The organism is Alcaligenes nematophilus, assembly GCF_026344155.1.
In the GTDB taxonomy this organism is placed as follows: Bacteria; Pseudomonadota; Gammaproteobacteria; order Burkholderiales; family Burkholderiaceae_B; genus Alcaligenes; species Alcaligenes phenolicus.
This window is the reverse complement of the sequence record NZ_JAPKMZ010000001.1, coordinates 873,943-897,862: the sequence shown is the minus strand read 5'-3', so window position 1 is coordinate 897,862 and position 23,920 is coordinate 873,943. Positions and strand designations below refer to the sequence as shown.

Here is a 23,920-nt window from a genome sequence, read left to right as displayed (position 1 = left end):
ATGGTAGAACTCACCATCGATGGCATTAAAGTTGACGCCCCGGAAGGCAGCATGGTCATTCAGGCTGCCCATGACGCCGGGGTCTACGTGCCGCACTTCTGTTATCACAAAAAACTGAGTATTGCCGCCAACTGCCGCATGTGTTTGGTGGACGTGGAAAAAGCGCCCAAGCCTTTGCCTGCTTGCGCCACTCCCGTCACCAACGGCATGGTTGTGCGTACTCGTTCGGAAAAAGCCATTGCCGCTCAAAAAAGCGTCATGGAATTCCTGCTGATCAACCACCCCCTGGATTGCCCCGTGTGCGATCAGGGCGGTGAGTGTCAGCTGCAGGATCTGGCCGTGGGTTACGGTGGCTCCGAGTCGCGCTACAAGGAAGAAAAGCGCGTTGTGGCCGCCAAATCCATGGGCCCACTGATCTCGACCGAAGCCATGCAGCGTTGCATTCATTGCACCCGCTGTGTGCGTACTGGCGAAGAAATCGCCGGCGTTCAAGAGGTTGGTATGCTCAACCGCGGCGAGCACGCTGAAATCACCACCTTTGTGGGTCGCGCAGTCGAGTCTGAATTGTCGGGCAACATGATTGACGTTTGCCCCGTGGGTGCCTTGCTGTCCAAACCCTTCCGCTTCAATGCCCGTACCTGGGAATTGGCCCGTCGTCGCAGCGTTAGCCCGCACGACAGCGTAGGTGCCAACCTGGTGCTGCAAGCCAAGATGGACAAGGTACTGCGTGTTGTTCCTTTCGAGAACGACGAAGTCAACGAGTGCTGGATCAGCGACCGTGACCGTTTCTCCTACGAAGGCCTGTACACCGAAGATCGTCTGACTCGCCCCATGGTGCGCGGTGATGACGGCCAGTGGCGCGAAGCCTCCTGGAACGACGCCATGCAAACCATCGTTGCCGGCATGAACGCCGTGCGCGAGAAGTTTGGTGCAGATCAGCTGGGCTGTATTGGTTCGGCTACCTCCACGACTGAAGAACTGGCTTTGCTGGCTCGTCTGGGTCGTGCTCTGGGTACCGAAAACGTGGACTTCCGTCTGCGTCAGACCGATGCCCGTCTGGATGGTGCTCTGGCCGGTGTGCCTTGGTTGGGTATGCCTCTGACCGCCTTGAACGAGCTCGATCGCGTTCTGGTCGTGGGCTCCTTCCTGCGTAAAGATCACCCCTTGATGGCCCAGCGTCTGCGTCAGGCTGTCAAACGTGGCGCTCAAGTTTCCTTTATTGATTCGGCTGCCGATAATCCATTGTTCAATGCGATTGCTGGCCGCATGACGGTTGCTCCCAGCCAGTTGGCCAACTCTCTGGCTCAAGTGCTGGTTGCCGTTGCCAAAGCCAAAGACAGCGCAGTTCCTGCGGGTCTGGAAGGCGTGCAAGTTTCTGCTGAAGCTCAGCAGATTGCTGACAGCCTGGTTTCCGGCGAACGCGTCGCTATCTTGCTGGGCAATATGGCTGTCAACTCGGATCAGGCTAGCGTAATTGCTGCCAACGCCAATGCGATTGCACAGGCTAGCGGTGCCAAGCTGGGCTTCCTGACTGCCGGTGGTAACACCGTGGGTGGCTACTTGGCTAACGCCGTACCGGGCAAGGGCGGTTTGACTGCCGAGCAAATGCTGGCTCAAACCCTGCGTGCTTACCTGGTTCTGAATGTTGAGCCAGCACTGGACAGCGATCTGGGCGAACGTGCAGTAGAAACACTGAAGTCCGCCACCTTCTCGGTCGCGCTGACTTCCTATCGTTCCGCTGCCGAGCAGTGGGCCGATGTGATGCTGCCCGTGTCTCCTTTCACTGAAACCTCCGGCACCTTCGTGAACGCCGAAGGCCGTGTACAAAGCTTCAAGGGTGCTGCTGCTCCTGTGGGCGATACACGTCCGGCCTGGAAGGTTCTGCGCGTGCTGGGCAATCTGTTCCAGCTGGATGGTTTTGACGATGAAACCTCGGAATCGGTTCGTGACTCTGTCATGGCTGCCGGTGTGGAATCGCGTCTGTCCAACCAGATCAATCTGGCTGCCAGCGTTCTGCCTGCAGCAAGCGGTCTGGAGCGTGTGGCAGATGTGCCTATCTACCGCAGCGATGCGCTGGTACGCCGTTCGGCTCCCTTGCAGGAAACACCCGCTTCGGCAGCCCCTACGGCTCGCATGGCCGCTGCCACGCTGGCCCAACTGGGTCTGGCTGACGGCGATCTGGTAAAGGTTCGTTCTTCGCAAGGCGAAGTCAGCCTGCCAGCTCAGCTGGATGACACCGTGGCATTGAACTCGGTGCGTGTTGCCACCGCTTTTTCTGAAACAGCCGCTTTGGGTAGCGCATTCGGTCAATTGACAGTGGAGCGTGCATAACATGGAATTTCTCTCTGCCATCAATAGCTACGGCACGGATCTGCTGGGTCCGACTGCATGGTATGTGGTGTGGACGCTGCTGAAGGTTGTTGCCATCGCTGTGCCCGTCATTCTGTGTGTTGCCTACCTGACTTACTGGGAACGCAAGATGATCGGCTTCATGCACGTTCGTCTGGGACCAACCCGTGTTGGTTACCGCGGCTTGCTGCAGCCTTTCGCTGACGTTTTCAAACTGCTGACCAAAGAGCTGATCGTTCCTGCGAAGTCCAACAAGGTCCTGTACCTGTTGGCTCCGGTTGTGACGCTGATGCCTGCTCTGGCTGCCTGGGCTGTGATTCCTTTCAGCCCCGATGTGGTTCTGTCCGACGTTAACGCCGGTCTGCTGTACATTCTGGCGATTACTTCGCTGGGTGTGTACGGTGTGATCGTGGCCGGTTGGGCTTCCAACTCCAAGTACGCCTTGCTGGGTGGTCTACGCGCAGCCGCTCAGGTGCTGTCTTACGAACTGGCCATCGGTTTCGTGCTGATTACCGTGTTGCTGGTTTCCGGCACGCTGAATCTGTCGGGCATCGTGCTTGGTCAGACTCAGGGTTACTTTGCGGACAAGGGCTTGAACTTCCTGTCCTGGAACTGGCTGCCACTGCTGCCACTGTTTGTGATCTACGTGATTTCCGCCGTTGCTGAAACCAACCGTCACCCGTTTGACGTGGTGGAAGGCGAATCGGAAATTGTGGCTGGTCCCATGGTGGAGTACTCCGGTACCGGTTTCGCTCTGTTCTTCCTGGGCGAATACGCCAACATGATTTTCCTGTCGGCTCTGGCGTCCATCATGTTCTTGGGTGGCTGGACTCCCATTGTCGAGTTCGCTCCATTTACCTGGATTCCGGGGTGGCTGTGGCTGGGTCTGAAGACCTTTGTCGTGGTCTCCATGTTCATCTGGTTCCGTGCAACGTTCCCACGTTACCGCTATGACCAGATCATGCGTTTGGGCTGGAAAGTATTTATCCCGCTGACCGGTGTTTGGCTGGTTATTGTGGCGATCTGGATGCAGACGCCCTGGAACATCTGGCATTAAGGCTAAGGGGCAAGATTATGGAAGCAATCAAAGATTTCTTTGGCAGCCTGATGCTGTCCGAGATGCTCAAAGGCATGCGCCTGACGGGGAAGTATTTCTTCAAGCGCAAGGTAACCCTGCGTTATCCCGTTGAAACCACGCCCGCTTCGCCACGTTTTCGCGGTCTGCACGCTTTGCGTCGCTACGAAAACGGCGAAGAGCGTTGCATCGCGTGCAAACTGTGCGAGGCCGTATGTCCCGCCATGGCCATCTCGATCGAATCGGCAGAGCGCGAGGACGGTACCCGTCGTACTACGCGTTATGACATCGATCTGGCCAAGTGTATTTTCTGTGGTTTCTGTGAAGAAAGTTGCCCGGTCGATTCGATCGTGGAAACGCACATTCACGAGTACCACGGTGAAAAACGCGGCGATTTGTACTACACCAAGGACATGCTGCTGGCTATTGGTGACCGTTACGAAGACGAGATCGCTCGTCGTCGTGCCGCAGATGCACCTTATCGCTAAGGCCGGAGCTCTACACTCATGTTATTTACTACTGTTCTGTTTTATGTGCTGGCGCTGGTGATGGTGGTGGCCGCGTATCGCGTGATCGCTGCCAAGAATCCGGTTACAGCCGTATTGCATTTGATTCTGGTGTTCTTCACGGCCGCCATGATGTGGATCACGATGGGCGCCGAGTTCCTGGGCCTCTTGCTGGTGGTGGTCTATGTGGGCGCCGTGATGGTGATGTTCCTGTTCGTCATCATGATGCTGGACGTTCGTCAGGAATCCGCTGCCAAGAAATTCAAGGCTCACGTGCCTATGGGGCTGTTGATCGGCGCCATCATGGTTCTGGAAATGGGCTTTGTGCTGACCAAACTGTGGTTCACAACGGCACCTGCTGCCGCGGTGGCTGCGGACTACAACAACACCCGTGTTATTGGCGAGTTGATGTACTCCCAGTACGTGCTGGCGGTGTTGCTCGGTGGCATTGTGCTGCTGGTTGGCATGATCTCGGCCATTGCACTGACTCTGCGTAAACGTGAAGGTGTCAAACGCACCGTCTCCAGCGAACAAGTCAAGGTTCGTTCGCAAGACCGTCTGCGCATGGTTTCCATTCCTTCTCAAACCGAAAAGCCGTCGGCGTCCAGTTCGGCTGACGCTGTCGTGCCAGGAGACAAATGATGATGACGCTGACGCTTGCGCACTATTTGGTCCTGGGCGCTGTGCTGTTCACGATCGGCCTGTTCGGCTTTTTCCTGAACCGTCGCAACCTGATTATTTTGCTCATGTCTGTTGAGCTGATTCTTTTGTCGGCCAACATGAACTTTGTGGCCTTCTCCACCTGGATGGGCAACGAGGCAGGTCAGGTGTTTGTCTTTTTCGTCCTGACGGTCGCTGCGGCCGAGGCGGCCATTGGTCTTGCAATTCTGGTTCTGTTGTTCCGTAACCTTAATTCGATCAATGTCCAGGATCTCGACCAGCTCAAGGGTTGATGGGATAGCACACTAATGAACTCCATAAATCTTTACTTAACGATTGCGCTTGCTCCCCTGGTGGGTTCGGCGCTAGCCGGTTTGTTCGGTACCGGCTTTCTGGGTCGATTTATCGGCAAGACAGGCGCTCACCTGATTACGATCGCGGGCGTGCTGATTTCCTTTATCGGCTCGGTCATGGTCATGTTGCAGGTTCTGGAAGGCCAGACCTTCAATGGTCCGGTCTACACCTGGATCACCATTGGCAGCATTCAGTGGGATATCGGTTTCCTGATCGACAAGCTGACTGCCCTGATGATGGTGGTGGTGACGTCCGTGTCGCTGATGGTGCATATCTACACCATTGGCTACATGAAAGATGATCCGGGCTACCAGCGCTTTTTCTCCTACATCTCGCTGTTTACCTTCTCGATGCTGATGCTGGTCATGTCCAACAACATGCTGCAGCTGTTCTTCGGTTGGGAAGCGGTGGGTCTGGTGTCTTACCTGCTGATCGGTTTCTGGTATGAGCGCAAGACTGCAATTTTTGCCAACATGAAGGCCTTCCTGGTCAACCGTGTGGGTGACTTCGGTTTTGCTCTGGGTATTGGCTTGCTCTACGCCTACACCGGCTCCATGAACTACAGCGACGTGTTCGCCAAGGTTCAGGAACTGAGCACCATGACATTCCCCGGTACTGACTGGCAATTGCTGACCGTTGCTGCTCTGGCCCTGTTTGTGGGTGCCATGGGTAAATCGGCTCAGGTTCCTTTGCACAGCTGGCTGCCTGACTCCATGGAAGGTCCTACTCCTATCTCGGCGCTGATTCACGCCGCGACCATGGTGACGGCCGGTATCTTCATGGTGGCTCGTTTCTCGCCTGTGTTTGAACAGTCGACAACCGCGCTGTCCTTCATCATCGTGATCGGTGCAACGGGTGCCTTGTTCCTGGGCTTGCTGGGTATTATCCAGAACGACGTCAAACGCGTTGTGGCTTACTCCACCTTGTCCCAGCTGGGTTACATGACGGTAGCTCTGGGTGCTTCGGCTTACTCGGCTGCTGTGTTCCACCTGATGACACACGCTTTCTTCAAAGCCTTGCTGTTCCTGGGCGCTGGTTCGGTGATTATCGGTATGCACCACGATCAGGACATCCGCAATATGGGTGGTCTGCGCAAGTACATGCCTATTACCTGGCTGACTTTCCTGATCGGTACGCTGGCTCTGGTGGGTACGCCGTTCTTCTCGGGTTTCTATTCGAAAGAGCACATCATCGAAGCCGCAGGCGAAGCTGGTATCTGGGGTTCGACCTACGCTTACTACGCCACACTGATCGGTGTGTTCGTCACCTCGCTGTACTCCTTCCGTCTGTACTTCCTGGTATTCCACGGCAAAGAGCGCTTCCGTGACGTCAAGCACGACGAGTCGCATGGTCACGACGACCATCACGCTCACGGTGGCGATCCTCACGAGTCGCCTTGGGTGGTTACGCTGCCTCTGGTTCTGCTGGCCATTCCGTCGATCTTCGCCGGTATCTGGTTCGTTGATCCATTGCTGTTCGGTGGCTACTTTGAAGGCATTGTGACGGTTCTGCCTGAACACCCTGCAATGGCAACGCTGGCCGAGCACTGGACCGACTGGATGGCTTACGCCGTACACGGTTTTGGCACACTGCCATTCTGGCTGGTTGTGGCTGGTGCTGTGGTGGCCTGGTACATGTACCTGGTTAATCCTGCTTTGCCTGCCGCTATCAAAAAGAACTGCTCTTTTATCTACCGTATCCTGGAGAACAAGTACTACGTTGACTGGTTCAATGAGCAAGTGCTGTCTCGTGGCGTTCGCTGCCTGGGTACGGGCCTCTGGAAAGGTGCTGACCGCGGTCTGATTGACGGCCTGGTGGTCAACGGTAGTGCACGCGTAGTGGGCTGGGTGGCTGCAATCAGCCGTCATATCCAGTCCGGCTATGTCTATCACTACGCCTTTGCCATGATCCTCGGGATCCTGGCGCTCTTATCCTTTTTTGTACTGACGGTTCGGTAAATGGCTAGCGATATGGCGTCTTCTACTCTTCCTTGGTTAACGCTGGCGATTTTCGTACCTATCGTCGCTGGCCTGTTGGTGCTGGCTCTGGGGCGTGATGATCGTCCCACCTTCACCCGCTGGCTGGCTCTGCTGGGTTCGATTGCCGGTCTTGTTGTCACTATTCCTCTGTACACGGGCTTCAATCCCGGTACGGCCGACATGCAGTTTGTCGAGCTGGCCCCCTGGATTGATGCCTTCAAGGTGAATTACCACCTTGGCGTGGACGGTATTTCCATGTGGTTTGTTCTGCTGACCGCTTTCATCACGGTGATCGTGGTGCTGGCGGGCTGGCAGGTGATCAAGAACCGCGTGGCTCAATACATGGGTGCCTTCCTGATCCTGTCGGGTCTGATGGTTGGCGTGTTTGCCGCTCTGGATGGCTTGCTGTTCTACGTGTTCTTTGAAGCCACGCTGATCCCGATGTACTTGATCATCGGTATCTGGGGTGGTCCGAACCGCGTGTATGCATCGGTCAAGTTCTTCTTGTACACCTTGCTCGGCTCGCTGTTGACCCTGATCGCATTCATCTACTTGTGGAATGTGTCCGGCGGTACTTTCGATATCCTGACCTGGCATAAAGTGCCGCTGGATTACACCACTCAGGTGCTGATCTTTGCTGCTCTGTTCATGGCTTTTGCTGTGAAGGTGCCTATGTGGCCTGTCCACACCTGGTTGCCGGATGCCCACGTGGAAGCACCTACTGGTGGTTCCGTGGTGCTGGCTGCCATCATGTTGAAACTGGGTGCTTACGGTTTCCTGCGCTTTTCCCTGCCCATCGCTCCTGATGCTTCGCAAGGTCTGGCCGGAATCATCATTGCCCTGTCTCTGGTCGCGGTGATCTACATTGGTCTGGTCGCCATCGTTCAGGACGATATGAAAAAGCTGGTGGCTTACTCCTCTGTGGCTCACATGGGTTTTGTCACGCTGGGCTTTTTCGTGTTCAACACCACGGGTATGGAAGGCGCGATCATGCAAATGATCTCGCACGGTTTCGTGTCCGGTGCCATGTTCCTGTGTATCGGTGTTCTGTACGACCGTCTGCACAGCCGTCAAATCGCCGATTACGGTGGTGTGGTCAAGGTGATGCCTCGTTTCGTTACCTTCTTTGTGCTGTTCTCTATGGCCAACAGCGGTTTGCCAGGCACCAGCGGCTTTATCGGTGAGTTCACCGTCATCATGGGCGCGGTGGAGTACAACTTCTGGATCGGTCTGTTGACTGCAACAGCGCTGATTACAGGCGCGTCTTACTCGCTGTGGATGCTCAAGCGCGTGGCCTTTGGCCCCGTGGGTAACGACAATGTTGCCGGCATGAGCGACCTGAGTGGCCGTGAGTTCTTCGTTCTTGGCGTAATGGCGATTGCGGTGCTGGGCATGGGTGTGTATCCCAAGCCATTTACCGAGGTCATGCACGTTTCGGTTGAAGCGTTGCTGCAACACGTCTCCATCTCGAAACTGTAGGCCGAATCACTATGGATACTACCTTTAACTTTTCTCTGGCTTTGCCCGAGATCCTGCTCCTGGTTCTGGCTTCGTGTGTGCTGATTTTTGATGCGTTCAGCAAACACAAACAGCGCCACTCGACGTTTGTTCTGAGCCTGTTGACGCTTGCCGTGGTTGCGGCCAGCGTAGCCTGGCAGTGGTCCAAGGGCGTGAGCGGTGTCTCGTTTGGTGGCCTGTTCGTCGCAGACGAGTTGGCGCACTTTCTGAAGCTGCTTTCGTGTGTGGCCGTGGCTGCTACCCTGATCTACGGTCGTGAGTACGCCGAACAGCGCGACATGATGGAACGCGGTGGTGAACTCTACACTCTGACTCTGATGGCTCTGCTGGGCCAGATGATCATGATTTCGGCCAACAGCATGTTGACCGCTTATCTGGGTGTGGAGCTGATGTCCTTTGCGCTGTACGCACTGGTTGCCCTGCGTCGTGAACACCGTCAGTCCATTGAAGCGGCGTTGAAGTACTTCGTTCTGGGTGCGTTGGCATCGGGTATCTTGCTGTACGGTATGTCCATGATTTTTGGCGCTACCGGTCATCTGGAATTCCCACGTATCGCTGAAGTCATCGCTAACGGTCAAGCCGAGCGTCTGGCTCTGGTCTTCGGTGTGGTGTTTGTTGTGGCAGGTCTGGCCTTCAAATTGACGGCTGCTCCTTTCCATATGTGGACACCGGACGTCTATCAAGGCGCTCCTACTACCGTTACCCTGATCATCGGTGCTGCTCCTAAACTGGCTGCTTTTGCCGTAACCATGCGCTTCCTGGTTGAGGCTCTGCACGGTATTGCCGTGGACTGGCAGCCCATGTTGTTGATCATGGCTGTGCTGTCGCTGGCTCTGGGTAACCTGACTGCGATCATGCAAAAGAATCTCAAGCGTATGCTTGCGTATTCGACCATCTCGCACATGGGTTTCATTTTCCTGGGCTTGCTGGCTGGCGTGTTCAATGGCGAGACTCACTCTCAAGCCTACGGTGCTTCGCTGTTCTATGTGGTGATCTACGTTCTGACCACCCTGAGCACTTTCGGTCTGATCCTGATTCTGAGCCGTCGTGGTTTTGAATGCGAAAACATCAGCGACCTGAAAGGCCTGAACCGCCGTAACCCTGGTTTGGCTTTGATCTGGCTGCTATCCATGTTCTCCCTGGCTGGTATTCCTCCGCTGTCCGGCTTTGCTGCCAAGCTGAGTGTTCTGCAAGCTGTGGTGGGTGCGGGCTATGTCTGGCTGGCTGTGTTTGCCGTGATCATGTCCTTGATTGGTGCTTTCTACTACCTGCGTGTCGTGAAGGTTGTTTACTTCGACGAACCTGAAGGTGAAGAGCATCCTGTGGCAACGGGCTTGCTGACCAAGCTGGTCATGCTGGTAAACGGCGTTCTGATTATCGGCCTGGGCGTGTTGCCTGGTGGCTTGATGGACACCTGCATCCGCGTTATTCAGTCTTCCTTGCAGTTTTAAGTAGGTAGCACTATGGACCAAAGCCTTTCCATCTGGGTCTTGATTGTTCTTTCCGTGATTACGGCTAATCTGCCGTTTCTCGTGGAAAAGCCCTTGCTGGTTTTGCCTTGGTCCATGCCGGGCGAGCGCTCAGGTCTCTCGCCCTGGCTGCAACTGATTGTTGGCCTTGTGTACCTGGCCGTGCTGGCTGCTTTGGGTTTGGGAATCTACACGGTGATTGCCTCCAGCTCCGGCCTGAGCTCCTTGCCAGTCATGTTGGGCAAGTTGTTTTTGGGTCTGGCTTTGGTGGGGGCCATGTTTTACTTCCCGGCCTGGCGCTCTCGCCATCAGAAAGTTTCCAAAGGCTTTTTTTCTCGCCTTCTGGAAGTCTGTGCTTTTTACGGGATTATGGGTGCGTTCGGCTTTGCTTTTGAAGCCAGTATCGGTAACCCGTTCAAGCAAACTTGGGTGTTCTACACCATTACCTTTGCTCTGTTTTTGGTGATGGCGTACCCCGGCTTTGTGTATCGCTATTTGATGCGTCACCCCAAGGGCAAGTTTGAATAGTGCTGAATGCATGAAAAAAACCTCGCAATTTTGCGAGGTTTTTTTTGTCCTGAATGTCTGGGCCATGCCGTCAGCGGCTGGCTTTGACGCATGTGAGGGGCTGCACACCGCGTGTGCAGCCCGCAGAATCGATCAAGGTTTGTCCAGGGGAGCATGGGTAGCGCCAGCCACGCCCAGACGCTTGCAGACGCCCTGAGCCTCTTGGGCGAGAACCAGTGTCAGTTCCTCGGCAGGCAGGGCACGACCCAAGGCAGCGCTTTGTCCGCTCCAGAGGGAACTGAATTCGGTACGGCCTTGTTTTTCGGCTTCGATACGCAGCGGGCTGAGAGCCGAACCCGCATGGGGAAATACCGGAGCGCTGGCACTTAAAGGACCGATTTCATCCATCAGACGAGTGCGGATACTGCGGGCAGGGCGGCCGGAGAACAGATTGGTCAAGGCTGTGCCGTCCGAGCGACTATTGGACAGGGCTTCGCGATGCAGTGGAGTGATCTTGGATTCAGGGCAGAACAGGTAGGCCGTGCCAATTTGAGCGGCGCTGGCGCCCAAGGCCAGGGCGGCAGCAATACCGCGTCCATCGGCAATACCACCGGCCGCAATCACAGGAATAGTGACGGCATCGGCAATCTGGGGAACCAAAGACATGGTGCCCACTTGTGTATGCACTTTATCGTCCAGGAATATGCCACGGTGGCCACCGGCTTCCAGACCCTGGGCGATGATGATGTCGGCGCCGTGCTCTTGCAGCCAGACCGCCTCAGCCGTCGTGGTAGCGCTGGACATGACCAGGGCACCGGCTTTTTTTACACGCTGGACCAGCTCGGGGGAGGGCAAGCCGAAGTGGAAGCTGACGACTTCGGGTTTCAGGTCTTCGACCAATTCTGCATGCTGACTGGAGAAGGGCGCGCGTGCCGCTTTGGGCAATTCCTGATTGGGGTCCTGGCCGTATTCCTGGTAGTAAGGCATCAGGCGCAGACGCCACTCTTGCAGAGCCTCTGGCTCCAGGCGCAGGTCTTCATGACAAAAGAAGTTCAGATTGATAGGGGCCGATACGGCTTGCCGGAACAAGCCTACTTGTTCCCGAATCTGCTCCGGACTGAGCATGGCGCAGGCCAAAGAGCCCAGACCGCCAGCACGAGCAACGGCAATGGCCAGTTCGCTGTCTTGGGCGCCGGCCATAGGGGCTTGAACGATGGGGTGTTCGATGTGGAGCAGATCCAGCAAGGTATTGTTGGGCCAGATGTACATGGAGGGCGTCCTCGGTCATTTCGCGATAGCTTTTATCGTAGCAGGATGAGTTCAGGCTGAAAACTGACATTGTCGCCTGTTGGCAGGGCCGTGCCGGGGCTGTAGCAGGCTACAATAATCGTCTTTTGGCACAGTGGCTGTGCTGTATTTTCTTGCTTTGTGGACGATCTGATGTCTCATCTCATTCTTCAAGGGCCGCGCCTGGATAGCGCCATCATCGAAAAAATTGCGGCAGTGGTGCAGGCCGATGGAGTCCAGGAGTTGGGTCCTACCGCCGTGCGCCTGCTGGGTGCAGATGCTACGCAACGCGCTGAGGTGCAGGCCCTGTGCAAGACCGGCGCGATGGACTTTGCTTTTCTGGAGCAGATTGATCGCCTGAAAGAAATGCGTGTGCTGGCAATGGACATGGATTCCACGCTGATCAATATCGAGTGTATTGACGAGATCGCTGATATGGCTGGCCGCAAGGAGCAGGTTGCCACAATTACCGAAGCGGCCATGCGCGGCGAAATCAAGGACTTCACCGAAAGTCTGAATCGCCGTGTCGCATTTCTGGAAGGTGTGCCGGTCAGCGATCTGACTCGCGTCTATGAAGAGCGCTTGCAGCCTAACCTGGGTGCGGATCGTTTGATTGCGACGGCCCATGCCCACGGGGTGAAAACTTTGCTGGTGTCGGGGGGCTTCACCTTCTTCACCGAGCGCATGAAAGACCGTTTCAGTCTGAGCTACGCCCACTCCAATACCTTGGAAGTGGTGGACGGCAAGCTGACCGGTAAAGTGTTGGGCGCAATTGTAGATGGTCAGGCTAAAGCCCGTTTCCTGCAGGAACTGGCGGCTGAGCTGGGTGCAGGTCCAGAGCAGTGTATTGCGATTGGAGATGGGGCCAATGACTTGCCCATGATGTCCAAGGCCAAGTACTCGGTGGCTTATCGTGCCAAGCCGGTGGTGCAGGAGCAAGCCAGCTTTGCCTTGAATCACTCTCCGTTGGATGCCGTGTTGAACTGGTTCCGTTTGGACGTTTGATGTCGGCGGATCGTCAGCGTAGTCTGGCGAAAAAATGAAAGTGGGCGCCGCAAACTCAAGGCTTACCAAGAGTCGGTCTGTATATAGGCCTTCCAGCTCACCAGCGTAAACGCACAAGGCAGGAGTTTGGCTGTCAAAAATAAAAGAGCGCTGTCCTTGGGCAGCGCTCTTTTTTATATCCTAGCCTTGTTGTTAAGGCTTACTTCTCTTTGCGCAAGCTGTTCAAGACATTACGCACGGCTTGAATACGGTTCTTGATTTCCTCGCCTTTGGTAATTTCAACCTTGAGCTTGTCCGGCCCAGCCAGGCGTACCTGCTTGTTCTTTTGCACCAGTTCAATAATGCTGACCGCGTCCACATTGGGCTTGGAAGAAAACTGAATCGTCGCTTGAGCTTCGCTGGCATCGATTTTCACAATACCCAGCGGTTCGGCCTTGATGCGCAAGCGATGCACGGCTAGCAGGTTCTCGCCGGCTTCTGGTAGCAGGCCGTAGCGGTCGATCAGCTCCTCATGGATATGGATCAGGTCGTCTTCGGTACGGGCGTGTGACAGGGCTTTGTAGTGTCCCAGACGGGCATTCACATCCGGACAGTAGTTGGCTGGCAGCAGCGCAGAAGTATGCAGATTCACTTCGCACTGCAAGGCAAAGGGCGAGTCCAGATCAGGTTCTTCACCGGCCTTCAAGGCTTTGACAGCGGTGTTGAGCATATCCGCATACATGGAATAGCCCACTTCCTGAATGTCGCCGGATTGGGATTCGCCCAGCACTTCACCGGCACCCCGAATTTCCAGATCGTGCATGGCCAGGAAAAAGCCGGCACCCAGCTCTTCCATGGCTTGAATGGCTTCCAGTCGTTTTTTCGCATTGCTGGTGATGGCATCCTCGCCAGGGGTCAGCAGATAGGCATAAGCCTGGTGGTGGGATCGACCCACTCGTCCGCGCAGCTGGTGCAGTTGAGCCAGACCCAGGCGATCCGCACGATGGATGACGATGGTATTGGCCGTGGGTACATCAATGCCGGTTTCAATAATCGTGGTGCACAGCAGCACGTTGTAGCGTTTCTGGTAGAAGCCCTTCATGACGGCTTCCAGTTCGCGTTCCGGCATTTGGCCGTGGGCCACTGCAATACTGGCTTCCGGCACCAGTTCTTCCAGACGGGCACGGCGGTTGTGAATGGTCTCGACTTCGTTATGCAGGAAGTAGACCTGACCACCGCGTTTCAATTCGCGCAGCAGCGCTTCGCGTATGGTGCTGCCATCTTCACGACGCACGAAGGTCTTGATCGCCAGACGTTTTTGCGGTGCCGTGGCAATGACGGAAAAGTCCCGTATGCCTTCCAGGGACATGCCCAAGGTGCGTGGAATAGGTGTAGCGGTCAGGGTCAGGATATCGACTTCGGCACGCAGCTGCTTCAAGGCCTCTTTCTGGCGCACACCAAAGCGGTGTTCCTCGTCGATGATGACCAGACCCAGTTGTTTGAAACGCACATCCGAGGACAGGATTTTGTGCGTACCAATCACAATATCGACGCTGCCGTCGCGCAGGCCCGCAATCGCGGCCTGCGTTTCCTTGGTCGAGCGGAAGCGGGACAGTTCGGCAACACGGATGGGCCAATCGGCAAAACGGTCCGAGAAGGTCTGCGCATGTTGCTCGGCCAGCAGGGTGGTTGGGCACAACAGGGCAACCTGTTTGCCATTGGCCACGGCCAGAAAGGCGGCACGCAGGGCGACTTCGGTTTTACCAAAGCCCACATCCCCGCAGACCAGACGGTCCATAGGCTGGCCGGACGTCATGTCGTTCACGACGGCTTCAATGGCAGCAGCCTGGTCCGGTGTTTCCTCAAAGCCAAACCCTTCGGAGAAGGCTTGATAGTCATTGAGCGGCAGCTTGAACTTGAAGCCTTCACGAGCGGCGCGCTGAGCGTACAGGGCCAGCAATTCCGCAGCGCTGTCACGAGCTTGTTTCGCAGCGCGGCGGCGGGCTTTATCCCATTGGCCGGAGCCTAGCTGGTGTAGAGGTGCATGCTCGGGATCAGCACCGCTGTAACGGGCAATCACGTGCAACTGGGCTACGGGCACATACAAGGTGCTGCCTTTGGCGTATTCCAGGTGCAGGAACTCGACCGGGCCTTCGCCCAGGTCCATTTCTTTCAGGCCGCAGTAGCGTCCAATTCCGTGCTCGGCGTGAACGACGGGGTCACCTTCACGCAGTTCGGACAGGTCCCGCACCATGGCTTCCACATCGCTGCTGCGCTCGTTGCGGCGACGGCTGCTTTGGGTGCGAGTCTGGGTGGGGTAAAGGTCGTTTTCAGTCAGCAGGCTCAGGCTGTCATGCACCAATGCAAAGCCACGCGACAAAGGCGCGACGACCAGGGCAAAAGCCGCGTCTGACTCCAGGAAATCGGCCAGACTCTGGCAGTCTGTTGCGGGTGACAGATCATGTTCACGCAGCATCTGCAGCAGCGTTTCCCGACGACCTGCCGAATCTGCACACAGCACGGTCCGGTTTTTCGGGTCCAGCACTTCTTGCCGCAGTTGAGCCAATGGATCCTTGTCGCGTCGGTTCACCGCGACCACAGGCAAAGGCTCGAAATCGGGATGAGCGATAGGCTGGTTGTCAGCCTGGGCGCTCAGGCTCAGGCGGCTGAAAGGCTTGATGTCATTGAAAAACTGCTCGTCTGACAAAAACAGGCTTTCTGGCGGCAGAATCGGGCGTTCACGGTCGTTCTTCAGGAAGGAAAAACGGCTATGAGTATCGCTCTGGAAGCGGCCAATCGCGTTTTGTGCATCCCCGTGAGTAATGACCAGGCTGCCTTGGGGCACATAGTCCATCAAGGTGGCCGTTTCTTCAAAGAACAGCGGCAGATAGTATTCAATACCGGCAAAGGCAATGCCATTGCCTACATCTTTATAGGGCAGGGCGCGTGAAGGATCGCCTTCAAAGAACTCGCGAAAACGAGCCCGGAATTGTGTGCGCGCCTCTTCATCCATGGGGAATTCACGGCCGGGCAGCAGCTGGATTTCCTTGACCGGATACAGGCTGCGCTGGGTGTCGATATCAAAGCTGCGTATGCTTTCAATTTCGTTGTCGAACAGGTCCAAACGGTAAGGCAGCACTGAACCCATAGGGAACAGGTCAATCAGGCCACCGCGAATGCTGAATTCGCCTGGAGCGCTGACCTGTGTCATATGGGTGTAGTTGGCCAACATCAACTGGGCGCGCAGTTGCGCCTCATCCAGCTCGTCGCCCTGGCGGAATGAGAAGGTGTAGGCGGCCAGAAAGGAGGGCGGTGCCAGACGATACAAGGCGGTGGTGACGGGGACCGTCAGTACATCGACCTCGTGCATGGTCAGGGCATGCAAGGTGCGCAAACGCTCGGAGATCAGATCCTGGTGCGGAGAGAAGCTGTCGTATGGCAGTGTTTCCCAGTCCGGCAGTTGGCGCACGCGCAGGGCGGGGCCAAACAACAGGATCTCCTCGGCCAGCCTTTGGGCCGTCAGGGGATCGGCGCAGAGCACCAGAATAGGCGCTTTATGTTGGCGGGCCAGGTCGGCAATCAGGCAGGCATCACCCGAGCCGGGGGGCATGGGCTGCGAGTAGCGTTGACCGGGGCGTAAGGCAGCCAGCACATCTTGGGTGCTGGGCAGGGACAGGGAGTGCTGTTTTTCGGTTTCCATCAGGATTGTCATTATAAAATCACCCACCTATGAAGACTACCTTGATTGCAATTGTTCCAGCCGCCGGTATTGGCTCGCGCGCCCTGGATTCTGCCACGAAGGCGCAAGGCTTGCCCAAGCAATACCGTTTGCTGGGTGGGCAGCCCATGTTGCGCCGCTCGGTACAGGCTTTGCTGGCTGATGAGCGCATCAGCCAGGTGCGGGTGGCCGTGGCCCCCGGTGATACCTGGGCCGCCGCGGCACTGGAAGGTTTGCCGCGCACGATTTGTCTGCCTTGTGGTGGGGAAACGCGGGCAGAAACAGTGCTCAATACCTTGCAGGGCCTGGATAAGGACGAACAAGCCTGGGCTCTGGTTCACGATGCTGCTCGTCCCGGTTTGCCCAGGAAGGCTTTGGCGCGGCTGATCGATGCCTGCTTGCAGGCGCAACGCGGTGGCTTGCTGGCTTTACCCGTGCCTGATACCGTCAAGCGCGCAACGCCCGCCGAGCCAGCCGCGGTGCAGGAAACAGTGGACAGAGATGGACTGTGGTTAGCGCAGACTCCCCAGCTGTTTCCTGCCCATACTTTGCGTGAGGCTCTGCTAGCGGCTAAAGAACAGGGTTTTGCGGTGACGGATGAGGCCAGCGCCATGGAGTTGGCGGGCAGCCAACCCTTATTGATATTGGGTTCGGCGCGGAATTTTAAAGTCACCTGGCCTGAAGATTTTGAATTGATGGAGAAATGGTTATGAGCATGCCGATTCGCGTAGGACAAGGTTTTGATGTGCATGTGCTGTGCGAAGGCCGGCCTTTGATTCTGGGCGGCGTCACCATTCCGCATACGCATGGCCTGATGGGGCATTCGGATGCTGATGCCTTGCTGCATGCGATTACCGATGCGATTCTGGGGGCGGCAGGCCTGGGGGATATTGGCCGTCACTTTCCGGACACGGACCCAAAATACAAGGGGGCCGATAGTCGAGTGCTGCTGCGCCATGCTTATGAGCAGGTACGTGCGGCTGGCTGGTTGGTAGGCAATGTGGATGCCACGATTCATGCGCAAAAACCCAAGATTGCACCACATGCTCCGGCGATGGTGGCCAATATCGAGGCCGATCTGCAATTGGAACCCGGCAGTGTGAACATCAAGGGAAAAACAAACGAGGCGATCGGCTTTGTGGGACGCCAGGAAGGGATTGCGGTGACCTCAGTTGCCTTGTTGTACCGTGCTTGATCGACTGCGGGACTGAGTCCGGCCTTGGGCAAGGGCTGTCCCCTGCCCAAGGCTCATGGTACTCAGGAAGCTTTGGTGTCTTTATCGCCCTGGGTTCCAGGCGCATTACGACTGGCGCGGATGCGGGGCAATTGAATGCGGGCGGTCAAGCCCTCGGACGGAGCACTGACCAGCTCGAAGTGGCCGCCAACTTGTCCCAGCAAACGCTCCACAATAGCCAGTCCCAAGCCTGCGCCACTGACGCCTGTGCGTGCAGAGACGCCGCGCGAGAAGGGGCGCAGCAGGCGCTGGATATCGCCTTTTTCAATACCGGCTCCCTGATCCTTGACGGCAATCACCAGAATATTGCCATGCTGATGCGCCGACAGCTCAATGCGTGCCCGATCATCCTCAGGACTGCGTCCATAGCGACGGGCATTTTCGATCAGGTTGGATACGATGCGTTTCAAGTCGTGGGCGCTGATGCGGGCATACAGATTGGGTTCGACGGAGGCTGTCAAAATCCCACCCAGCGATTCGGTATGCGTGCGTTCGCGTTCGTAGACATCATTGAGCACGGCGGAAACATCAATGCCATGTTCAGGAACGGCAGCAGCGGGGCGGGCGTATTCCATCAGTTGACCAATACTGTGGTCAATCTGTGCCAGGTCCTCGTCAATGGCGGCGCGGGTTTCGTCCGATACCTGACTTAATTCAATTTCCAGACGCATGCGCGCCAGCGGTGTGCGCAAGTCGTGCGAAATGCCGGCCAGCATGATTTCCCTGTCGGCCTCCGTCTGGCGAATGTCGCGCGCCATGCGGTTAAAGGCAATATTCATGTCGCGGATTTCAACCGGACCTTTTTCAGGCAGGGTACTGGGGGTTTCGCCACGGGCCAGTTGCTGAGCCACTTTGGCCAACTGAGCCAAAGGCCGGTTCACAAAACGCACACTGACAGCGGCACCAATCAAGGCCAGCAGCAAGGCGGTAGCGCCCCAGCCCAGCCATTCCACGCCGGCAGTCAGACTTAATTGTTCGCGATCAAAGACCAGCCAATACTGATCTTCATTGATATCAAAGGAAACCCAGATGCCCGGCACGCTGTTGACCGACCACATGATCAAGGTCTGGCTGCCCAGTGCACCACGCACTTCGGTAGAGACGTGCTGCCAGTAGTTGGAGCGCGGCAGGGGTTCCAGTTCGTCCGTGTTCTCGCGTGGTTGCACGCGCAGACTTTCCTTGGTGGCCAGATCCAGCAACAGGGCAGGGCGTACCGCCGGGGGCGCGTACACCAGGGCCGAGCGGGTGATGCTGACAATGGACGCCACGCGCTGCGCCATTTGGGCTGCGCGTGGGCCTTCTTCCATACTGAAGAATACTTGCAGCCAGGCACCCAGGCTGACGAGCATCAACGCTGCGAGCAATAAAAAAGACCGGCTGAATAAACCCAGCCGGATACTTGAGTTTTTTGTTGCTCGGCGTTGGGCGGCCACGGCGGGCCGCCCTTCTTGCTGACCGGAAGACAAGGTCAGTTACCGCCGTCTGGAACAAAAACGTAGCCCAGACCCCAGACCGTTTGAATGAACACGGGCTTGGAGGCATTGGGTTCGATCAGCTTGCGCAGACGCGAAATCTGCACGTCCAGGCTGCGGTCAAAAGCTTCGTATTCGCGGCCACGCGCCAGTTCCATCAGTTTGTCGCGCGACAAGGGGATCTTGGGATGACGGGCAAACACCTTCAGCACGGAGAACTCGCCCGTTGTGATGGGGACGACTTCGTTGTTGCGTGTCAGTGTTCGTGTGGACAGGTTCAGCACATAGGGGCCGAACTCGATCGATTCATTTTCCTGACTAGGTGCGCCGGGGTGTTCCTCGGTACCACGGCGTCGCAAGATAGCGTTGACACGGGCTAGCAGTTCGCGGGGGTTGAAAGGTTTGATGAGGTAGTCATCGGCACCCATCTCCAGGCCCACGATACGGTCGATTTCTTCGGCCTTGGCAGTGAGCATGATGATGGGAGTGTTGTCGTGTCCGCCGCGCAGCCGACGACAGATGGACAGGCCATCCTCGCCTGGCAGCATCAGATCCAGTACCAGCAGATCGAAATGCTCGCGTTGCCAGAGTTTGGCCATTTCTTTACCGTCTTCGGCGACGAAAACGTTGAACCCTTGTTCAGACAAGTAGCGGCGCAATAAATCGCGCAGCCGGGGATCGTCGTCAACGACAAGGATTTTGCGGGTGAGGGGGGGGGTCGGCGTATTCATAGCGAAAATGTAACAGGCATCAGAAACCGCGTATAGGGGGGTGTAGAAAAATATTACACATTAAGCGTTTTGTACTATTTATGCGCCTTGCAGCGGATTTGGACTGGCTTCACAGAAGATTATATGGTGGCAAATAGTTTGACTGCCCGGCTTGAGTCAGGTCAAAAAAAGAGCGGCCAGAGGGCAAATACACCCGAAATTCCATGATGGACTGCTTTGTCCTTGTCCGATCCCAGGGAGCTGCCTATTTTGAGTCTGCTTAAACTAAAATAGCGCGATGGATGCACATATTCTTGCCCTGGAGACTTCCTCCAATCTCTGTGAACTGACCTTGTTGTCTCGCACCCAAGCGGGTATTTCGCTGGTGGAGCTGAGCCACGAGGGGACTGGCGATCATGCCGAACGCCTTTTGCCCATGGCTGAGCAACTGCTGGAGCAGGCCGGTCTGGATAGGCACGCTCTGACGGCGATTGCTTTCGGCCAAGGCCCTGGCGGTTTTACCGGCCTGCGCGTGGCCTGTGGTGTAGCTCAAGGTATGGCTTTTGCTCTGGACCTGCCGGTGCTGCCGGTCTCGTCCTTACTGGCGGCTGCTGCTTGCGGTACGCCTGTAGAAGGCACCGCCTATGTGGTGGCACAGGATGCGCGCATGCAAGAGGTCTATGCTGCTGTGTACTGCTGGACAGCTGAGAAGTCCTGGTCTGTGCTGCAAAGCCCGGTCTTGCTGGATGCCGCGCAGGTCACTACCTGGATCGCCCGTTTGCAGGCTGAGGGTTTGATCGCAGAGCAGCAGCCTATTCAAGTCGTCGGTGACGCATTGGAGCAGTTTCCTGATCTGGCCCCAGCTATCGTTGCGCAGGGCTGGGAAGTGGGCCAGACATGGCGTGCAACAGGTGCCAGCGTGGCGCATTTGGCTCTGCATGATCTGGATGAAGGGCGGGGTATCTCCCCGGATCTGGCCATGCCGCTGTATGTGCGCGAGAAAGTCGCCTACACCATCCAGGAGCGTGAGCAGGGCCTGGGCGGAAACCCGGCGGCTCTGGATCAACCTCTACAAATTGAAGCCATGCAGGCCGGGCATGTGTCCGCCGTGCTGGATATTGAACGTCGTGTGGAAAGCCATCCCTGGACGGCTGGCAACTTCACGGATGCCCTGGGCAATAGCGCGTACTGCTCCCGGATCATTCACAAGCAAGGCCAGGTGCAAGGCTATGCCATCTGGCTGCAAGCTCCCGATATGATTGAGCTTTTGCTGATTGGGGTGGCCCCTGAACAGCAGCGGCGCGGTCTGGCTCGGCAATTGCTGGATGACGGCCTGCTGTGGGCTCGTCAGCATCAACTAGAGCGCGTGGTTCTGGAAGTGCGGGCCTCGAATGCGCCAGCTATTGGTCTGTATCAGAAGTACGGTTTCAAGGCGGATGGTCTGCGTAAAAACTACTATCCGCTGGGCGATGGACAGCGTGAAGACGCGGTCTTGATGAGTCTGAACCTGGCCAGCAGGGCTGGGGCATGATCGATTTTCAGCCTATCTCCCCTCTGCAACGCACCTGGCTTTTGGAGTTGGGGCTGGAGCGTGCTTTTCTGGCGCGTCTGCCGCAGGCACAGCCGCTTGGGCAATCCGCAGCCATAGCAGCGGCCCCTGCGCAAGAGGCTGCAGCGGCCCCGCAGACGGCTCAGTTTGCAGGCCGAAATCTGGATGATGCAGGCAGCCCTGCGCCTGCTTCGGCTCCCGCAGCGGCTACTGATGCCATGTCGGCGCGTGATCAGGCGCTGGCGGTCTTGCGTAAATCCGGCGCTCGACCTGTTGCAGCGGCTCCTGTGGAGGAAGTGGTGCAGCGGCCTGCTGTACTGATTCAGCCCGAAAAAGCCCAGGATATGGCCAGCTTGCTGGAGCAGGTACAGGCTTGTCAGGAATGCGGTTTGCATACGGGCCGCGCTCAAGTGGTATTTGGTTCAGAACTCTTATCTGAACCGGACTGGATGATTATTGGTGAAGCGCCGGGCACCAGTGATGATCGCAGCGCCCAGCCTTTTGACGGCAAAGCCGGGCTGCTTTTGCAAGCCATGCTCAATAGCGCGATTCCTGATGCTTCGGTCTATAAAACGCATCTGGTGAAATGCCGCCCCTTGGGCAACCGTCCACCTACCCAAGAGGAGCTGGCCGCGTGTCGGGCCTTTCTGGATGCGCAGATTCGCTTGGTACAGCCACGTCGCTTGCTGGCCGTTGGCCATTTGGCGGCGGTGGCATTAAGTGGTCGTGATGAAGATCTGGAGGCTTTGCGGGGCCAGGCCCTGACGTATACCGATGCCCAGGGTCGTAGCCTGCCTTTGGTGGTGACTTACCATCCTGCCTCGCTGTTGCTGCGCCCGCAGCACAAAGCCAATGCCTGGCGGGATTTGTCCTTGCTGCGCGAGTTGCAGGGCCAGTCTTGATCTCAGTTCTTGCAGGTGGCTTTTAGCGCTGAGTTGCCTCGTCAGACGTCATCATGGAAAAACACCCCAAAGATTGGATTCATGTCCAACTTTTGGGGTGTAGTGCCTTTTTGGGGCTGTCCCTTACTTGGCCGTCAAGGCCTGCCCATGACCTTCCTGGCCTATGCAGGCTTCCAGCTCGGGGTGCGCGCGCAGATTGGCGTTTTTCCAGATGATGAATACCGTCATCAAGGACGCTACCATCAGGCCAAAGAACACAATGATGTAGTTGATGGGCAAACGCAGCCACAGCAGCAGGCTGTACAGCGCCAGCATGAACAGAATGTTCAACTGTTCATTGAAGTTCTGCACGGCAATGGAGTGACCGGCCGACAACATGACGTGCCCGCGATGTTGGAGCAGGGCATTCATGGGAACGACGAAAAAGCCGGACAAGCCGCCAATGCCCATGAGCAGGGTGTAGACCGCCCATTTCTCGTGTACCAAGGGCATGAGCAGAACCACAAAGCCCATTGCCACGCCTACAGGCAAAACAGCCAGTGATTTCTTCAGGGGAACGCGGGCGGCAAAGACGGCGCCAAAGACCGTACCCAATGCGGCCACGCCCATCAGAACCGAGGCCTGGTCCAGACGGTAGCCCAGATGCTGAGCGCCCCATTCGATCACAATGAATTGCAGTGTGGCACCGGCCCCCCAGAATAAAGTGGTTACCGCCAGCGAGATCTGGCCCAGCTTGTCACGCCACAGAATATGTACGTAGGTACGGAATTCCTTGAGCAGCAGAATGGGGTTCTTTTGTTGGGGCGGGTAGTCGATATTGGTGCGGGGAATCAGCAGATTGCACAGCGCTGCCGACAGATAGATAAAGGAAATCAGCAAGATAGCGACTTCGGCACGCGTCTGGGCCAAAGGTGCAATCAGTGGGTGTTCGGCTAGCGAACTGGCGATCGACGGGTTGATCAGAATGCCGCCCAGTACCGTGCCGCCGATGATGGACAGAACGGTCAGCCCTTCAATCCAGCTATTGCCCTTGACCAACTGTTCGGGCTTGAGCATTTCGGTGACGATGCCGTATTTGGCGGGAGAGTAGGCAGCAGCACCGATACCTACCAGGGTGTAGGAGACAAAGACCAGAACCAGCTGCTGGGAGTCGTTCATGCCAAAGTACTGGTGGCAGAACATCAACATACAGCCTATCAGCTTGATGGCATTGGTGGCGAACATCACCCGGCCCTTGGGATACGAGTCGGCAAAGGCCCCTACAAAAGCGGCCAATAGCACGTAGGACAGCGCAAACCACCATTTCATCATGGGGACCATCCAGATAGGTCCGTGCAGGTCAGCGATCAGGGCGATGGCGGCAATCAGCAAGGCATTGTCGGCAACTGACGACAATGCCTGCGCGGCCATGACCAGATAAAATCCTTTATTCAAAATACATCCCGAATACGTGTGCCCACAGGTGCAGTCTCGGGACTGCAGAGCACGAATCAAAGCCAGGTGTCAGGCCTGGGGAGCTTTTTCAAGGCGGCTCCCCATGGTTTTTCTGACCAAGCCTGAGCCGGTGTGAAATTTACGAAGAGAGATGGGGAGCAAGAATAACAGGGACTGCGGGGGCAGTGGTATCAGAAATTCATTGCGGCTATC

Annotated in this window: 19 protein-coding genes; 14 read left to right on the top strand and 5 right to left on the bottom strand. The window is 56.6% G+C overall.

Annotation, left to right across the window (positions count from 1 at the left end; all coding sequences use genetic code 11):
• Genes nuoG through OSH04_RS04205 form a run of 9 tightly spaced genes read left to right on the top strand, consistent with a single transcriptional unit; the run spans nt 1 to nt 10,438 of the window.
• Nucleotides 1-2,331 carry an NADH-quinone oxidoreductase subunit NuoG gene (nuoG, locus tag OSH04_RS04245; protein ID WP_035272463.1) on the top strand — a complete coding sequence of 777 codons (2,331 nt, stop codon included), beginning with the start codon at nt 1-3 and terminating at the stop codon, nt 2,329-2,331.
• Nucleotide 2,332: 1 nt separating this feature from the next.
• Nucleotides 2,333-3,406: an NADH-quinone oxidoreductase subunit NuoH gene (nuoH, locus tag OSH04_RS04240; RefSeq protein ID WP_060186470.1), complete on the top strand. Its 1,074-nt coding sequence runs from the start codon at nt 2,333-2,335 to the stop codon at nt 3,404-3,406.
• Nucleotides 3,407-3,423: 17 nt separating this feature from the next.
• Nucleotides 3,424-3,912, top strand: coding sequence for an NADH-quinone oxidoreductase subunit NuoI (gene nuoI / locus OSH04_RS04235; protein ID WP_003801051.1), 489 nt, complete (start codon nt 3,424-3,426; stop codon nt 3,910-3,912).
• A gap of 18 nt (nt 3,913-3,930) precedes the next feature.
• Complete coding sequence (locus tag OSH04_RS04230) at nt 3,931-4,572, top strand: NADH-quinone oxidoreductase subunit J (protein ID WP_009456678.1); 642 nt, start codon at nt 3,931-3,933, stop codon at nt 4,570-4,572.
• A gap of 2 nt (nt 4,573-4,574) precedes the next feature.
• Nucleotides 4,575-4,883 carry an NADH-quinone oxidoreductase subunit NuoK gene (gene nuoK / locus OSH04_RS04225; protein ID WP_026483136.1) on the top strand — a complete coding sequence of 103 codons (309 nt, stop codon included), beginning with the start codon at nt 4,575-4,577 and terminating at the stop codon, nt 4,881-4,883.
• A 15-nt stretch (nt 4,884-4,898) separates the two neighbouring features.
• Nucleotides 4,899-6,902: an NADH-quinone oxidoreductase subunit L gene (nuoL, locus tag OSH04_RS04220; RefSeq protein ID WP_086061087.1), complete on the top strand. Its 2,004-nt coding sequence runs from the start codon at nt 4,899-4,901 to the stop codon at nt 6,900-6,902.
• A 12-nt stretch (nt 6,903-6,914) separates the two neighbouring features.
• Nucleotides 6,915-8,402 (top strand): NADH-quinone oxidoreductase subunit M, encoded by a 1,488-nt coding sequence (locus OSH04_RS04215; RefSeq protein WP_026483134.1) that lies wholly within the window; start codon nt 6,915-6,917, stop codon nt 8,400-8,402.
• Nucleotides 8,403-8,413: 11 nt separating this feature from the next.
• Nucleotides 8,414-9,892, top strand: a complete 1,479-nt coding sequence (gene nuoN, locus OSH04_RS04210; protein WP_083053262.1) for an NADH-quinone oxidoreductase subunit NuoN — start codon at nt 8,414-8,416, stop codon at nt 9,890-9,892.
• 12 nt (nt 9,893-9,904) lie between these two features.
• On the top strand, nt 9,905-10,438 hold the full coding sequence (locus OSH04_RS04205) for a DUF2818 family protein (protein WP_009456672.1): 534 nt from the start codon (nt 9,905-9,907) through the stop codon (nt 10,436-10,438).
• A gap of 132 nt (nt 10,439-10,570) precedes the next feature.
• On the opposite strand, the gene OSH04_RS04200 is transcribed toward OSH04_RS04205, so the two are convergent.
• On the bottom strand, nt 10,571-11,686 hold the full coding sequence (locus OSH04_RS04200; RefSeq protein WP_115633925.1) for an NAD(P)H-dependent flavin oxidoreductase: 1,116 nt from the start codon (nt 11,684-11,686) through the stop codon (nt 10,571-10,573).
• Nucleotides 11,687-11,857: 171 nt separating this feature from the next.
• On the opposite strand from OSH04_RS04200, the gene serB reads away from it, so the two are divergent.
• Complete coding sequence (gene serB, locus OSH04_RS04195; protein ID WP_009456669.1) at nt 11,858-12,709, top strand: phosphoserine phosphatase SerB; 852 nt, start codon at nt 11,858-11,860, stop codon at nt 12,707-12,709.
• Between the two features lie 199 nt (nt 12,710-12,908).
• Here serB and mfd read toward each other — a convergent pair whose 3' ends face one another.
• On the bottom strand, nt 12,909-16,388 hold the full coding sequence (gene mfd, locus OSH04_RS04190; protein ID WP_407066152.1) for a transcription-repair coupling factor: 3,480 nt from the start codon (nt 16,386-16,388) through the stop codon (nt 12,909-12,911).
• 29 nt (nt 16,389-16,417) lie between these two features.
• Between mfd and ispD the strand changes: the two genes are divergently transcribed.
• Nucleotides 16,418-17,119 (top strand): 2-C-methyl-D-erythritol 4-phosphate cytidylyltransferase, encoded by a 702-nt coding sequence (ispD, locus tag OSH04_RS04185; RefSeq protein ID WP_266107984.1) that lies wholly within the window; start codon nt 16,418-16,420, stop codon nt 17,117-17,119.
• Complete coding sequence (gene ispF, locus OSH04_RS04180; protein ID WP_021446886.1) at nt 17,116-17,601, top strand: 2-C-methyl-D-erythritol 2,4-cyclodiphosphate synthase; 486 nt, start codon at nt 17,116-17,118, stop codon at nt 17,599-17,601. The genes ispD and ispF overlap by 4 nt, the downstream gene beginning before the upstream one ends.
• A 62-nt stretch (nt 17,602-17,663) precedes the next feature.
• Here ispF and OSH04_RS04175 read toward each other — a convergent pair whose 3' ends face one another.
• Together OSH04_RS04175 and ompR are read right to left on the bottom strand one after the other, a co-directional pair.
• The gene (locus OSH04_RS04175; protein WP_088450541.1) at nt 17,664-18,989 is read right to left on the bottom strand and encodes a sensor histidine kinase; all 1,326 of its coding nucleotides are present in this window, start codon (nt 18,987-18,989) and stop codon (nt 17,664-17,666) included.
• A 119-nt stretch (nt 18,990-19,108) separates the two neighbouring features.
• On the bottom strand, nt 19,109-19,843 hold the full coding sequence (ompR, locus tag OSH04_RS04170; protein ID WP_003801024.1) for an osmolarity response regulator transcription factor OmpR: 735 nt from the start codon (nt 19,841-19,843) through the stop codon (nt 19,109-19,111).
• 277 nt (nt 19,844-20,120) lie between these two features.
• Between ompR and tsaB the strand changes: the two genes are divergently transcribed.
• Together tsaB and OSH04_RS04160 are read left to right on the top strand one after the other, a co-directional pair.
• On the top strand, nt 20,121-21,353 hold the full coding sequence (gene tsaB / locus OSH04_RS04165) for a tRNA (adenosine(37)-N6)-threonylcarbamoyltransferase complex dimerization subunit type 1 TsaB (protein WP_266107983.1): 1,233 nt from the start codon (nt 20,121-20,123) through the stop codon (nt 21,351-21,353).
• Nucleotides 21,350-22,273 (top strand): uracil-DNA glycosylase, encoded by a 924-nt coding sequence (locus OSH04_RS04160; RefSeq protein WP_035272473.1) that lies wholly within the window; start codon nt 21,350-21,352, stop codon nt 22,271-22,273. Before tsaB ends, OSH04_RS04160 begins: the two co-directional genes overlap by 4 nt.
• Before the next feature lie 123 nt (nt 22,274-22,396).
• On the opposite strand, the gene lplT is transcribed toward OSH04_RS04160, so the two are convergent.
• Nucleotides 22,397-23,707: a lysophospholipid transporter LplT gene (gene lplT / locus OSH04_RS04155; protein WP_060186478.1), complete on the bottom strand. Its 1,311-nt coding sequence runs from the start codon at nt 23,705-23,707 to the stop codon at nt 22,397-22,399.
• Nucleotides 23,708-23,920 lie beyond the last annotated feature (213 nt).

Bases quoted from the DNA above. Each gene is read 5' to 3' on its own strand.
- nuoG (WP_035272463.1), top strand. From the start codon at position 1: ATGGTAGAACTCACCATCGATGGCATTAAAGTTGACGCCCCGGAAGGC.
- nuoH (WP_060186470.1), top strand. From the start codon at position 2,333: ATGGAATTTCTCTCTGCCATCAATAGCTACGGCACGGATCTGCTGGGT.
- nuoI (WP_003801051.1), top strand. From the start codon at position 3,424: ATGGAAGCAATCAAAGATTTCTTTGGCAGCCTGATGCTGTCCGAGATG.
- OSH04_RS04230 (WP_009456678.1), top strand. From the start codon at position 3,931: ATGTTATTTACTACTGTTCTGTTTTATGTGCTGGCGCTGGTGATGGTG.
- nuoK (WP_026483136.1), top strand. From the start codon at position 4,575: ATGACGCTGACGCTTGCGCACTATTTGGTCCTGGGCGCTGTGCTGTTC.
- nuoL (WP_086061087.1), top strand. From the start codon at position 4,899: ATGAACTCCATAAATCTTTACTTAACGATTGCGCTTGCTCCCCTGGTG.
- OSH04_RS04215 (WP_026483134.1), top strand. From the start codon at position 6,915: ATGGCGTCTTCTACTCTTCCTTGGTTAACGCTGGCGATTTTCGTACCT.
- nuoN (WP_083053262.1), top strand. From the start codon at position 8,414: ATGGATACTACCTTTAACTTTTCTCTGGCTTTGCCCGAGATCCTGCTC.
- OSH04_RS04205 (WP_009456672.1), top strand. From the start codon at position 9,905: ATGGACCAAAGCCTTTCCATCTGGGTCTTGATTGTTCTTTCCGTGATT.
- OSH04_RS04200 (WP_115633925.1), bottom strand. From the start codon at position 11,686: ATGTACATCTGGCCCAACAATACCTTGCTGGATCTGCTCCACATCGAA.
- serB (WP_009456669.1), top strand. From the start codon at position 11,858: ATGTCTCATCTCATTCTTCAAGGGCCGCGCCTGGATAGCGCCATCATC.
- mfd (WP_407066152.1), bottom strand. From the start codon at position 16,388: ATGGAAACCGAAAAACAGCACTCCCTGTCCCTGCCCAGCACCCAAGAT.
- ispD (WP_266107984.1), top strand. From the start codon at position 16,418: ATGAAGACTACCTTGATTGCAATTGTTCCAGCCGCCGGTATTGGCTCG.
- ispF (WP_021446886.1), top strand. From the start codon at position 17,116: ATGAGCATGCCGATTCGCGTAGGACAAGGTTTTGATGTGCATGTGCTG.
- OSH04_RS04175 (WP_088450541.1), bottom strand. From the start codon at position 18,989: ATGCTCGTCAGCCTGGGTGCCTGGCTGCAAGTATTCTTCAGTATGGAA.
- ompR (WP_003801024.1), bottom strand. From the start codon at position 19,843: ATGAATACGCCGACCCCCCCCCTCACCCGCAAAATCCTTGTCGTTGAC.
- tsaB (WP_266107983.1), top strand. From the start codon at position 20,121: ATGGATGCACATATTCTTGCCCTGGAGACTTCCTCCAATCTCTGTGAA.
- OSH04_RS04160 (WP_035272473.1), top strand. From the start codon at position 21,350: ATGATCGATTTTCAGCCTATCTCCCCTCTGCAACGCACCTGGCTTTTG.